The sequence below is a fragment of the Marinococcus halotolerans DSM 16375 genome, from assembly GCF_000420725.1.
GTDB lineage: Bacteria > Bacillota > Bacilli > Bacillales > Marinococcaceae > Marinococcus > Marinococcus halotolerans.
Map to the genome: position 1 here is coordinate 36,716 of NZ_ATVM01000009.1, position 12,679 is coordinate 49,394.

At 48.0% G+C, this 12,679-nt stretch carries 12 protein-coding genes; 3 read left to right on the plus strand and 9 right to left on the minus strand.

Annotation, left to right across the window (positions count from 1 at the left end):
• Positions 1–45: 45 nt before the first annotated feature.
• Together G548_RS0108175 and G548_RS19190 are read right to left on the minus strand one after the other, a co-directional pair.
• Complete coding sequence (locus G548_RS0108175) at positions 46–597, minus strand: GNAT family N-acetyltransferase (RefSeq protein WP_022793672.1); 552 nt, start codon at positions 595–597, stop codon at positions 46–48.
• Positions 597–770: a hypothetical protein gene (locus G548_RS19190; RefSeq protein WP_022793673.1), complete on the minus strand. Its 174-nt coding sequence runs from the start codon at positions 768–770 to the stop codon at positions 597–599. Before G548_RS19190 ends, G548_RS0108175 begins: the two co-directional genes overlap by 1 nt.
• Positions 771–848: 78 nt before the next feature.
• Between G548_RS19190 and G548_RS0108185 the strand changes: the two genes are divergently transcribed.
• Positions 849–1,664: an alpha/beta hydrolase family protein gene (locus G548_RS0108185; protein ID WP_022793674.1), complete on the plus strand. Its 816-nt coding sequence runs from the start codon at positions 849–851 to the stop codon at positions 1,662–1,664.
• A 59-nt stretch (positions 1,665–1,723) separates the two neighbouring features.
• On the opposite strand, the gene G548_RS0108190 is transcribed toward G548_RS0108185, so the two are convergent.
• The 7 genes from G548_RS0108190 to G548_RS17710 form a co-directional block, all read right to left on the minus strand.
• Positions 1,724–2,149: an SRPBCC family protein gene (locus G548_RS0108190; RefSeq protein WP_022793675.1), complete on the minus strand. Its 426-nt coding sequence runs from the start codon at positions 2,147–2,149 to the stop codon at positions 1,724–1,726.
• Between the two features lie 54 nt (positions 2,150–2,203).
• Positions 2,204–3,058 carry an STAS domain-containing protein gene (locus G548_RS0108195; protein ID WP_022793676.1) on the minus strand — a complete coding sequence of 285 codons (855 nt, stop codon included), beginning with the start codon at positions 3,056–3,058 and terminating at the stop codon, positions 2,204–2,206.
• A 179-nt stretch (positions 3,059–3,237) separates the two neighbouring features.
• Positions 3,238–5,037 (minus strand): IucA/IucC family protein, encoded by a 1,800-nt coding sequence (locus tag G548_RS17705; RefSeq protein ID WP_022793677.1) that lies wholly within the window; start codon positions 5,035–5,037, stop codon positions 3,238–3,240.
• Positions 5,038–5,076: 39 nt separating this feature from the next.
• Entirely contained in the window at positions 5,077–6,393 is a 1,317-nt protein-coding gene (locus tag G548_RS0108205; RefSeq protein ID WP_022793678.1) for a lysine N(6)-hydroxylase/L-ornithine N(5)-oxygenase family protein, read from the minus strand.
• On the minus strand, positions 6,383–6,946 hold the full coding sequence (locus tag G548_RS0108210) for a GNAT family N-acetyltransferase (RefSeq protein WP_040880835.1): 564 nt from the start codon (positions 6,944–6,946) through the stop codon (positions 6,383–6,385). Before G548_RS0108210 ends, G548_RS0108205 begins: the two co-directional genes overlap by 11 nt.
• A gap of 7 nt (positions 6,947–6,953) precedes the next feature.
• Entirely contained in the window at positions 6,954–8,714 is a 1,761-nt protein-coding gene (locus G548_RS0108215) for an IucA/IucC family protein (RefSeq protein WP_027847285.1), read from the minus strand.
• Complete coding sequence (locus tag G548_RS17710) at positions 8,701–10,215, minus strand: pyridoxal phosphate-dependent decarboxylase family protein (protein WP_022793681.1); 1,515 nt, start codon at positions 10,213–10,215, stop codon at positions 8,701–8,703. Before G548_RS17710 ends, G548_RS0108215 begins: the two co-directional genes overlap by 14 nt.
• 317 nt (positions 10,216–10,532) lie before the next feature.
• Between G548_RS17710 and G548_RS0108225 the strand changes: the two genes are divergently transcribed.
• Complete coding sequence (locus tag G548_RS0108225) at positions 10,533–11,345, plus strand: PRC-barrel domain-containing protein (RefSeq protein WP_022793682.1); 813 nt, start codon at positions 10,533–10,535, stop codon at positions 11,343–11,345.
• A 122-nt stretch (positions 11,346–11,467) separates the two neighbouring features.
• Complete coding sequence (locus tag G548_RS0108230; protein WP_022793683.1) at positions 11,468–12,643, plus strand: DUF4317 domain-containing protein; 1,176 nt, start codon at positions 11,468–11,470, stop codon at positions 12,641–12,643.
• Positions 12,644–12,679 lie beyond the last annotated feature (36 nt).

Below are 12,679 nucleotides of genomic sequence, written 5' to 3' on the forward strand. Positions count from 1 at the left end.
AAAAACTAGTTCCGCAAAGTGAAAAACCGCCTGCAGCCAGGCGGTTCAGCGATGCTTTTCCCGGTATTCCTGTTCGAGTATGCTCATCATTACGGCGTGATAGTACTGATGGTCGTAGTAACGGCACTCGCGCTTCATTCCTTCATGCACAAATCCAAGCTTTTCATATACGTGAATCGCCCGGGTGTTAAACGAAAACACCTCGAGTTCAATCCGGTGGAAATTCAATTTTCCGAACCCGTATTCAAGCATCAGCTTTGTCGCTTCAGTGCCGAAGCGCTGACCAATATAGTCGTCAAACACGACCATTTGAAACCTCGCCTGCCGGCTCGCCGGCGTGTCGATATCAATAAACGAAGTGTCCCCGATTAATTGGTCATTTCCCTGCATGAAAATGCCAAGACGAACATCTGCATGGGCGTCGGTGCCTTCAATATAGCGCTCCACATCCTCCAGGGAGTAGATACGGCTTGTGCCGGTAAACTGGCGGGCAATTTGATTATTGTTAAACGCTTCATACAGCGCCGGTATTTCTTCTTTCGTGTATGGACGCAGATACAGCTGCTCTCCTTCAATAGCTTTTACTAATGGCTGCATTATTTATCCCCCATTTGTTCCCTATTATTCTGATATACAATCATCGCACTGAAATAAAAGAAGTTCATCCCAAACTGGATATCCGTTACTTCAATGCCTGCATCGTCCAAAAAAGCATTCACCTTCTTGTCGAGTCCTTTATCGCTTATGGCGTAAAACGTTTTTATCCTCACGTCTCTCCTCCTCAGCATTTTCCTATTATCTATTGTACCAAAAGCAGGTATGATAAAAGGAGAACAGGAGGGAAAATTATGGAACGAATTTATTATGGGGATCACCCGGAGCAGTTTGGAGACCTTCGTCTGCCCGAAGGAGAAGGCCCTTTTCCTTTAGCGATCGTTATTCACGGAGGCTTTTGGAGAATGCCCTTCGGCCTCGATATTATTCAGGACGCAGCGGAGGACTTAACCCGGGAGGGCATTGCCACATGGAACATCGAATACCGGCGAGTCGGCCACGCTGGCGGTGGATGGCCGGGAACGTTTAACGACGTTGGCAGAGCCGCTGACTACGTCAGAGAACTCGCAGCCATTCATCCCATTGATATTCGACAGGTATTTACCATCGGCCATTCCGCAGGGGGACAGCTCGCCTTATGGCTCGCTGCCAGACCGTCCCTTCCGGCTACCAGCGAACTGTCCCATTTCGCTGAGCCGTTATCCATGTACGGGGCAGTGAGTCTCGCCGGAGTGCTCGATATGCATCTGATGCACGAAATACACGATTACCGCAACAAAATCACCGGCGCACAGGAACCCATGGACCCCGTCGCAGAGCTACTCGGCGGCTCCCCGGATGAATTCCCTGAGCGCTATACTGAAACATCGCCGTTTGATTTGATCCCTATTGATGTTCCCCAGATACTCGTGCACGGAGCGCTCGACGTGAACGTGCCGGTCGGCATCAGCGCCCAGTACCACCAGGCAGCAAAAATCGGCTACCGCTCCATAAGGTATCTCGAACTCCCAGACGCAGAGCATTTTATGCTTACCGATATACAAACCGATGCCTGGAGCCTGATTAAAGAAGAAATCCATGAGATGCTTTCAAATTCCCATAAGAACTAAAACCAGCCCAAAGTTCTACTATTTTGGGTTGGTTTTACCTTTATAAAAACAATGCAGCTTTATGATGCTTCACTGCATCTTTTCAGCCCTTTCAGTATATCTTTAGCAAGCTTATTCGTGAGTGGGCGTGCGAGTATGCCAACCAATCGTCCGAAAAGATTTTTTTGATAAGATTCGTACGTTTGCGTGACTGTTGTCCAGGCCGATTTTTCTTTCAATTCATAGGTTATGACAATATGCATCTGCTTCAGAGTCAATTCGTAGCTGAAAATCGATGGTTCCTTCACGGCCAGATTTTTTCCTTTAAACATATAAGTAGAGCGTCCCGCCTTTTGGCTCTGAGTAAACAACGCTTCTTCTTTTCTCGGATCATCTTCATATGTAATATCGCTAATTTCCGGACTCCATACTGTCCGCTTCTTTGGATCCGTTAAACAATCGTATACTGTCTGCCTGGAGGCCTTTATCAGGATCTCATGTTTCATTTTATTCCTCCTTTATCCTTTTGATAGCAAAAAAACCGGCGCTCTGCCGGTTTTTTATTGAGACTGCAGGTGAAAACCAATGTGTTCGAGCGCAGCTTCAAGATTTCTTGAAATATGGATGTTCATTTTTAAAATTTCGTTGTTGCTTAACTCATGCTGGGCGATCGCCGGGGATATTCCTGTCAGCAAAATATTAACTCCCATGAGCTTCAGGGCATGAATGACGTTAATAAACACGTGCGGAAATTCACCGTCCACAATCACAAGTCCGGACAAATCAATCACGAGGTGCTCAATTTTTTGGGCCGCGGCGTATTCGAGAACAGTCCGGGTAATAATTTCAGCCCGTTTTTCATCGATAATTCCCTGAACCGGAAGAATCGAAATACCTTTTCTGACCGGGATGATCGGCACATTTAAAAACCCGAGGTTGTACTGGGTGTGGTCAAGCTCGATAATATGGGCAAGTACCTCTCCCATGGCTTTTAAGTAATCCACATCCTCCTGGCTGAATACTTTTTCCTCCGGATCCATGACGCAGAGCGTTCCGAAGACGTTGCCGTTCAGATCAGTCAGCGTGACACCAAGGAATCCCTTCATTTGCAGCTGGGAGGTCACCTCTAATTCCCTTGTCATCACGTCTTTTGTCAGGTCCTCTGTACAGAGTGCGTCTTCCTCGTTCATAATAATTTTTCTGCAGTATGTGTCGCTGTATTCTACCGAAAAGCCCTCGGGAATAATTTCTTCTTTTTTATTAAACGTGCTGATGACAGTCATTTCATTGCTGCCGCGCTTTGTAATATACGCTGTATTCACATCGAGTTGGTCGGCTATTAAATCAAACATTTTTTGCGAAACGGATTTCAACGATGGAAATTCGGTCGAATCCAGACTATATTCTTTTTGCAATTTTTGTTCCTCCAACATTTAGTTTAATTGCGGGGGCGATTTGCACATTAGAATTATTATAATACTTTTCCTTTTCCCAAACAATACATGTGTCTTTAGTATGGTATAAATGTTTATTTGGTATGTATTTTCATACAAATAATCGTTTTCATACAAAAAAGCCAGGGGAATCCCCTGACTTAAGTGTAAAGCGTATGGACTGTAAAGAGCGCGTTTTCCACGAATCCATGCTCTGAAGCGTGCGGGCGGTCATCTCCGTCTCCGTATCCGTAATCAAGCATGCGGTTTCGATTCAGGCAAAGCTTCACCATGGCTGGCTGAAAAAGATTAAAGAGCTCAAAGCGTCCGGCGAGCTCCGGGAAACGTTTTTGATACGCTTCAATTGTTTCCACTGTCATTTTCCAGAATGTATGCTCTGCAAGTAAATTTTCCCGGGCAAGCAGATCCGACAGGTAGCGGAAGTGGCAGATGAACAGTCCCGTGAAGATAAACTGTACGAGCCCTTCCGGCGGTTCGCACCGCAGAACCTGCTTTAAGTCCTCCGGAAGACCTTCAAGCTCCGGCAGCTGCTGATCGCTCACATTTACGTCATCTACGAAGTCTTTCATAATAAGCCGTTGCGGCTCGTAGTTCTTTAATACCACGATCGTATTCTGGCCGTGCGGTGAAAAAACGGTACCGTATTTATACATGTAATGCAGCAGCGGAGGAAGCACGGAATCAAACAGCTGTTTGATCCACGCTTCTGTACTTAATCCCGACCGCTCCACGTATTCCAGCACCAAAGGCTTTCCATTCGCATCTTCGTGCAGAAGGGCCGCCAGCGTTACTGGTTTTTCCTCCTCTTCCACAGCCGTATAAATACTTTCTCTCCAGACAGCCCCCAGCATTTCTGTATACTGGTACGGCACTCCCTGCAGATGATGAAACGCGGGGTGCGGCACATCGATCGTTTCTGTTTCCCCGAGCAGTCCCACCCTGCACGTATCTCTCAGGAACGGGTCTTTGTCCTTGACCGTCTGAATCCACTTCGTCACTTCCGGAGCAACCATTGTCCGCTCACTGGGCAGTCCCCGGTACACCAGCGTATTCAAAATACTTACCGGAAGCTTCACATGTTTTTTTGTTTTATGCTCTGTATTTACGAACGTACGAATCGATTGCTGCGGAAGGTACGTGTCTTCTGAATACTGCAATGGAATAATCCATCCTTTGGCAATGTACTCAGCGTAAAGCGTCACAATGTGATTGTCCCACTGCCAGGCATGCACCGGCATGTAATAATAGTTCTCCGCTTCTCTTCCGGCCCGGTTTATAAGATCACGAAAATGTTTTCGTTCAGTCTCCTTCAGTTCCTCTTCTATTAAACGATAGTAACCATCAGCGTGTACCGTTTGAAACGAGGCTGTTTTCTTGTGGACCGCTATCCAGAACAAACGAACCTTCTGCTTGTGTTCAGGGGCATAAGAAAGGTAATCCTGAAAGCTGAAGCCAATGCGGCCTTTATTGTAAGTGATCCATGGATGCCCGCCCATTTCTCCTTCAAGCCGCAAATAATCCATTTCCGCAAGCTCGGCAGCTGTCGTTTGTTTGTCCAGCAAATAGCAGTCCGCGGTCAGGGTATGGTAATATTCTTTCAGTAAATGGCCGGCTGTCTCACTCGAGATCGGTGCCATTTGCTGAAGTTCAAGCAGAAAAGCATCTGCCCGCACAGGTACTTCTACATCATGTTCTTTTTTTACGATGCTTTTTGGGTACACATGGACACTGTCAAAGAGCCGCTTGCGTGCAGAAAATGTATAAACCGCTCCAGGGACTTCTACTTGAAGCGTTTGGGGGTCGCCTTCCTTTACAATATCTGCTTCTATAATAGCTTCATACAAAAATTCCTGCAGCATCTTCGCTGTTAATCGCTGGTTCGCTTCCTCCCAGTGCCGCTGTTGGGCGACCCCAAAGGATTCCTCCGTATATGGATTCATCTGCTTTCTTCCCTTCTTTTTAAGATTAGGCTTACAGGTTTACACGAAAACCCCGGTCTTTTCTCTCTCAAATTGCTGGAAAACATTTTTAGTCCGGACAGGGTAAACCTCCCGGCCTACGATTTGATTAATAATGACCGCGTTCCGATGCGCTCCAAGCCCGAGATCCGGCGCCCCGACACCATGCGTGTGCATTTCACCGTTTTGAATAAACACATGACGGTTCCTTTCAGTCTGGACAGCGCGGTATTTTTCATCAATCTGCAGACGCCCGTGTTTATCACGCTGCAGGCCTGCTTCGATACCCTTTAAAAACGGCTGTGGTGACGGCTGATAGCCTGTAGCCGCGATCAGCGCTTCCGTTTCTTCTGTGTACTCCGTACCGTAGTTAATCTCTTTCAAACACAGCTTCATTTTGCCGGCCGGCGTTCTCTCCATGCTCATCACTTCCGTATTCGCCTGCAGAATGATGTCCTCGCTCTCCCCTCCGATCGTCTGCTCATAAAGCTCATCGTACACCGCAGCAATGGTGTCAGCGCTGATCCCTTTATACAGAAGATCCTGCTTTTGAAGCAGCTGCTCCTTTGTGTAAGAATCAAGGTGGTAGAAATAACTAATATATTCCGGCGAAAAATGCTCCAGGCCGAGCTTGGAATACTCCATCGGGAAAAATCCTGAAGACCTTGTATACCAGCGCAGACTGTATCCATATTCAGGCCGGTGCTTTAGCAGATCGTAAAAGACTTCAGCGGCGCTCTGTCCGGAGCCTGCCACTGTAATACTCTTCTTTTGGAGCAGCTCCTTCCGGCGGTACCGGTAATCAGCAGAATGACAGACATCTTCTCCCTTTTCTGCCCAGAGGGGAAGCGACGGTTTCGTGCCCGTACCTGTCACGATGTGCCGGGTATAGTAGTATTCGGTTGTCTTAGCATCTGAACGTACCGCTTCCACTTTATACAGGCTGCTTTCTTCTAAAAAGGATACATTGGTCACGCGCCGGCCAAACCGGCAGGAGGAAAGCTTTTCCGCTGCCCACTGGCAGTAGTCATTGTATTCGCGACGCGGAATATGAAATTTTTCATAGAAATAAAAAGCATACAGCCGGTCCTTTTCCTGCAAATACTGCAAAAAGGAGTAGGGATTTTTTGGGTCTGCCATCGTGACCAGATCAGCAAGAAAAGGAACCTGCAGGCTGGTGCCATCGAGCAGCATGCCGCCGTGCCATTCAAAAGCTTCATTTTCATCCAGAAATACGCCTTGTATTTCCGGCACGTTTTCCACGAGCGCTGCCATACCAAGGTTGAATGGCCCAACGCCTATGCCAATTACGTCATATACTTCTGTTTCAGCTGTCACCGTCTGTCCCTCCTTCAAATGTCTCCCGTCTGCAAACCATTAGAAGCCCCCGTTTATCCGGCAGATTCACCGACTTCACAGGCTCAAACCCCGCTTTTTTAAACACATGAATCATTTTGTCGTTGGTGATATCGGGCTCTGCAATAATCCGGGCTGTCCGGGCGTATTGGAACTGCATCGAAAGCATAGCCTTTAAAAGCGGCAGGGCGTAGCCTCTGCCTGTTTCTTCCGGAGGCCCAATCAAGAGGTGTACGCCCTGATCTGCAGGCTCCGCCCTGTAATAGGAACCGATCACGTCATCTGCTGCCCAATACACTTCCCAGTAGCTGACCGGACGCCCGTCGAGCTCTCCAATGTAAAGTGTCTGATGGGCATCAGTGAGCGCCTTGTACAGATGGGTTTGATATTTACTTTCACTTATATTCAGCTGCCAAAATGGCACCACGTGGGCCTGGTGCATCCAGCCGTGCAGCAGGTGAAAGTCGGCTGTTTCATCAACTGCACGGAATTGAATGCGTTCACCTTCCTGCCCGTCCGGCTCCCGGATAAACATATGAGAATTAGATTGCTGGGCTTTCATGCTGCAAACACTCCTTTGCGGTCAACGGGTTTGAAATATGAATATAAACGGACTGTTCAGCAAGGGAGCCGATTAATTCGTCCATATCAAAAAAGCGGGTCAGCAGATTACCCTTGGAAGGGATTGTTTCGTGTTCAAGAAGGCTTTCGGTTAAAGCGGAACGGCCGAATGATTTTTCTGCATCTTCAAGCTCTTCGCGCAGTATTCGCAGCAGCTCCGCCTCTTCAATCAATCCTGAAGCTCCGAAGCCGTTAATCAGTCCAAACAAATGGTTGATAAAAAAGTAGTAACGAAAGCGTTCGTCTGCAATGTCATCTGCGCATACCGTATCGCTTGAAGCGTTCAGCTCCGGTACGTACTCCTTTAAGTGGGCTTCCTTCGAGCGCGCAAAATAGTAGCCCTGGTTGTCCCGGTAATAAAACACCTGCGGATAGCCGCCGGTAAAACGCACGACGGAATTCTGCTGGTGGGCTTCAAGCGCAATGCCGTGGGTCATATACAGCCAAAGCATCGGATGCAGGGAGATTGATAAGTACCGCCGGAACCAGTCCCGGCTTACTTCGGCAGTGCTCCGGTTTTCTGCCTGGGCAAGGCTTCGGATCAGATTGCCGAGCATACTGCCTTCTCCGTAAGCATCATGCACTAGCCCTGCGGCCAGTGACACCTGGTCGTCCATAGTTTCCTGAAAAGAGTTTTGCCGGATAATCGTTTCAAAGCCTGTTTCTTCTTCACCTTTAAAGGCGATGTACGCTGGATCACGAACAATTTCAAATCCCGGGAAAAACCGTGCTGCCTCTTTTCCAATCCGGCTCTGCATCAGCTTTTCCACTTCTACGCCGCGCGCCAGTTCTTTTTTTTGATTTACACGCAGGGAATTGGTAACCTTCACCGGAATAGAGACTTTGAACATATAAGGTGACTGCTCATGGTAAAGTGTCCGAATGGAGGAGGTCGCTGTAAAGCTCCGGCCAGCCGGGCCAAGGTACGCTAATTCTCCCCGGTCTATCTTCTGCCGAATGGATTTCTGCCGGAGCATGGCCTCTGCCTGAAGCGGATGCACCGGCAGCAGGGCATATCCATCATCCAAGCGACAATAGTCCTCTTTAAATAATTCTTCTGTCTCCGGGGCGTTTTGGAGCTCGTTTTTCACGATAGCCGACGCACTTTCTTTTTCCATCGATGCTTCCTCCACCTGCTCTGATGGCGCCCGGAAGAAATGCATCTGAAAACGTCCGCCGGTTTCCGGGGAATACAGGTCTCTTTCCTCTTCGCGTTCCATTCCCTGACGGCTTTTAGGGGTCGGGTGCAGCAGATGCCCGAGCAGAAGGCCCTGTTCTGAATCAATGTAGCGGGAGACGATTTCTCCCTTCTGCTCCTTGCGTGCTTCCAAAAACAGCTCTGTAAGCTCAAAGCTTTGCAGCACCCGCTGCATCATCTCTTCTTTCCCTCCGTTATCACCGTATTCAAGCGAAAGCTCCTTCAAAAGCAAAGCCCCGGTGGTCAGCACATCAAGCTCAAGCAGGGAGCCGCTTTCCAGGGTTTTATAATAAAGCGGAAAACGAAAGATATGCCGGTGGGTCAACGACCGGTATTTCACTGGAAGAATCAGCTCGATTTTCTGATGGGAGAGCTCCACGCGGCATTGCTCCTCTCCCCAGACACCGCTTCCGGTTTCACGCAAATAACAATTGATAAAGCTCTGCATCGAAGCTTCTGCTGCTTTCTGTTTAAAATTCAACACTTTTCCTCCTTCGTAAAATTTCAATTTCCCGTCCTGCTTCAATGATCGACTGGATTACATGATCAATATCTTTTTCTGTCGTTAAAGGGTTCAGCAGCGTGCATTTTAAAAACTGTCTGCCTTCTATTTTCGTTTTGGCAATGACCGCTTCGCCTGAAGCATATAACTGCTGCTGAATTTCTCTATTGATCTCATCCTCCTCCACTTTTTCAAAGGGATGCTCTGTGCAGTATTTAAACACCACTGCATTCATTTCCGGCTTCATTACCAGGTACAGCGCCGGCTCGTCGTTAATTTTTTCCGCGAGACGTTCGGCTTGTTTTAACCCATGGCCTATCATTTTCGCCCATTTTTCCGTGCCGAGAGTACGGAGCGTCATCAATATTTTAAGTGCATCGAAGCGGCGGGTCGTCTGCATCGAATAATCCACAAGGTTCGTAAAGCCCTCATCTCTGTCATCCTCCGGATTCAAATACTCCGCCCCATGCCTGATAAAACGAAAACTATTCCGGCTCCTGACCAAAAAAGCCCCGCAGCTGACCGGCTGATAAAATAATTTGTGAAGATCCACCGCCAAAGAATCTGCGTGCTGCACCCCTTCAAGTTTGGCAGTTTGATCACTGCAGAGCGCTAATGCCCCGCCAAATGCTGCGTCCACATGCATCCACAGATTCTCTTTATTGGCCGTATGCTGAATATCCCAGAGCGGGTCAATGCTTCCAAAATCAGTAGTGCCGGCAGTAGCTACTACGGCAATCGGATGATCACCTGCTTCCCTTGCCTCCTGTATGAAGGCTTCTAGCTTTCCCGCGCTCATCTTTTTATGCTCATCTGTCGGCACGCCTACTACTGACCGCTCTCCCAGGCCAAGCTGAACTGCCGATTTTTTGACTGTAAAGTGTGCTTCCTCTGAACAGAAAATTTTAAATCGAGCTGCTTCCGGAGGAAGGCCGTTGGCTTTGACATCATGTGACAATCTCCGTGCGCAGTACTCGTCTCTTGCAAGCATCAGCCCCATAAAATTCGACTGAGTGCCTCCAGTCGTAAACGTTCCCGCAGCAGTTTGAGGCAGCTGGTACAATTCACACAGCCAATTCACTACTTCTGTCTCCACTGTTGTTGCTGCCGGACTTTGATCCCAGGAATCCATTGATTGATTTAAAGCACTCACAATTACATCCGCGCACACCCCGGACAAAAGCGGTGGACAATGCAGATGCGCCATTGCATGAGGGTGGCTGATGTTTAAAGAGGGTTTCATAATATGTTCCATTACTTCCTTAAGCACACTATCAAAAGCATGTTCATTCTCTGTGCCGTGAAAGAACTGCTTTACCTGCGGCTCTGCTGCTGCAGGCACAGGCCTTTCACTTTCATTGAAAAATTCCGCTATATAGGCAGAAGTCTGGCTTAACATTTCAAGAATTTTGCCCTTATCACCAACGTTGGTTAGAAATTCATTATCAAATGCGGTGTGTGACTCTTCCTTTACAACCGGCATATCGTCTCCTCCATTATCTGTTATTTATAGATAATGAAAATCATTATCAATTAATCCAAAAAAATAAAAGCTTCTTTCCAAGCTCTTAATTACAATTTACACACTAATTGAAAATGATTATCAAAGTCAACAACTGCTGCGGAATTGATTCAAAGGTTGGTGATGGCCGATGAAACAGTTTAGGTCTATTACCCTTTCCTTCGTCCAGATCGTGACTTAATAGCCACATGCCTTTGACCGTTCATGTCGTTAGTTTAAAAACCCCCCTCTCAGGTAATAAGCCGGGTATCAATAACTATTATCAGGAGGTGCAGCAATTGCTCGTACGTACAAAGGATTTTCAGGCATTTTGGATCTCAGCTACCGATGAAGAAGCGATAGGCTCCATTTCCGACGTCTATTTCGACTCCAGAGGCGAATGGAAGGTACGGTTTCTCGTCGCTGACACCCGTACGTGGTTTGTCGGCGGAAAGGTTCTGCTCAGTCCCCAGCTGATTAACCGCCTTAATCTGGCCGGCCAGGCCATTCAGATGAATGCTTCGAGAGACCAGATTAAAGACAGTCCGAAGCCGGATGAACACGAACCTATTTCCCGTTCCTATGAAGCTTCAGTGCTAAATTATTACAACCTGGAGCCTTATTGGATCCCAACAGCCGGAAGCACTGGCACCGGACCTGTCATGCCCGTAGGCGGGCCGTTTGCCCCAATGGATGACGACGATAGTAACGCACGTCCTGCCCATGACACAGCTGTCACCGGTCCGGAAGAAAATGAAATGGAAGCTGCCCGGAACAAAGAAGACTACTATCTGCAGAGTACGAAGGATCTCCGCGGCTATGATATCGATGTGAGCGGTGAAAACATCGGCACTATCTCTGACGTGGTGTTTGATACAAACGACTGGAGCGTTCAGTTTATTGAAGTCGATACCGCTGGTGCCCTGTCAAGTAACCACTCTCTTGTGCCGGTGGAATGGTTTAATCAATTCAATGCCCTGGATGAAAGTGCCACCGCCAGTGTGAGCCGTGAAGCCGTGGAAAATTCGCCTGATTACGAAACGTCCATGACGCTGACCGATGATTACGGCGAAGAAATCCGCCGTCACTTCGGCAGCCCGTCGAACAGATAAACGCCAGACTCCCGCTGCTTAACTGCAGCGGGCTTTTTTATGCGTGCCGGAACCAGAACCTCTGTGATATGTTAAAATAAATAAGCTAATAATCCTTCAAACAGCTCAGGAGTGGACTACCAATGGATAAAAAAGATATCGCCGATCTTCGCAGGCAGTTAAAGACAGACAATGACCTGCTCACAATCTCCGACATTTTTAACGTTTACATAATGAAAGAAACAACCGATATTTATCACCACCAGAGCCAGCCGTTCGAAATGCTCGACAGCGACCAGCAGGAGCTGTTTATGGCCAATTTCAAAAAGGTTCTCACCGGGCAGCTGGATGAAAAGCTGTTCGAACTGAAATTCCAGCAGGACGCAGAAGACTCCAGTCAGTTCATTCTTCATAAAGGCCTCTTAAGCCGCAATGTTGAAGACTGGAAGGAACAAATGCTTCGCATGACCGAGAAAATGATCGAAGACCATCCGTATGAAAAGGACACCGTTATTACCTTTATCCGTGCCGAGTATTTAAAGCCGGCCAAACAGCGGAGCGAAGAGGCAGAAACGAGCGGACGCGATGCGGTGTATTCCAATGCTTTCATTCTCTGCAGTATTAATAAGACAGAAGAGCCGAAAAAAGAAATGCAGTTCGACTACATTGAGAAGGAATTTAAATACAAGGTCGAGGCCGATCCAGTCATTGATCTTAAGCATCCGCTGGCCGGCTTTTTGTTCCCCGCAATGACCGAGGGAGCCGCTGACGTCAACCGTGTCCTTTATGCGGCATCAAAGCCCAACGAACCGGACTACCGGTTTATCGAAGACGTGCTGAACGGCGAAGAAATCGTCACGGCCAAAGAAAACAAAACCGTGTTCGAGGATATTGTAAGAGACGTAGTTGGCGATCAGATGAACCCCTCCACGCTTGCGAACGTCTACGGGGAAATCCACCGGGTCGTTGAAGAAAACGAAGAGGACACCCCGCCGATGCTTGACTATAAGGACGTCGAACGGGTACTGCAGCAGAGCGGCGAGCAGGTGGACACCGACAAAGTAAAAACGGCCTTTCAGCGGGTGACCGATAACGAAACGTATGAACTCAAAGCCAACAGCATCGTGCCGAAATACAACTCCAAATCCATTAAAATCAACACGAAGATCGCCAATATTTCGATCAGCCCGCAGGATCTCGAATATGTGAGACAGGTCAACTATCAGGGAAAACGCTGCATTATGATTGAAATTGAAGAGGACGCAGAGATCGAAGGCTTTAAAATGCTGCCGGAGGCCTTTGGCGAAGAGACTCCGTAATAACACAAGGAAGGCCCCGGGCGCGGGACCTTCCTT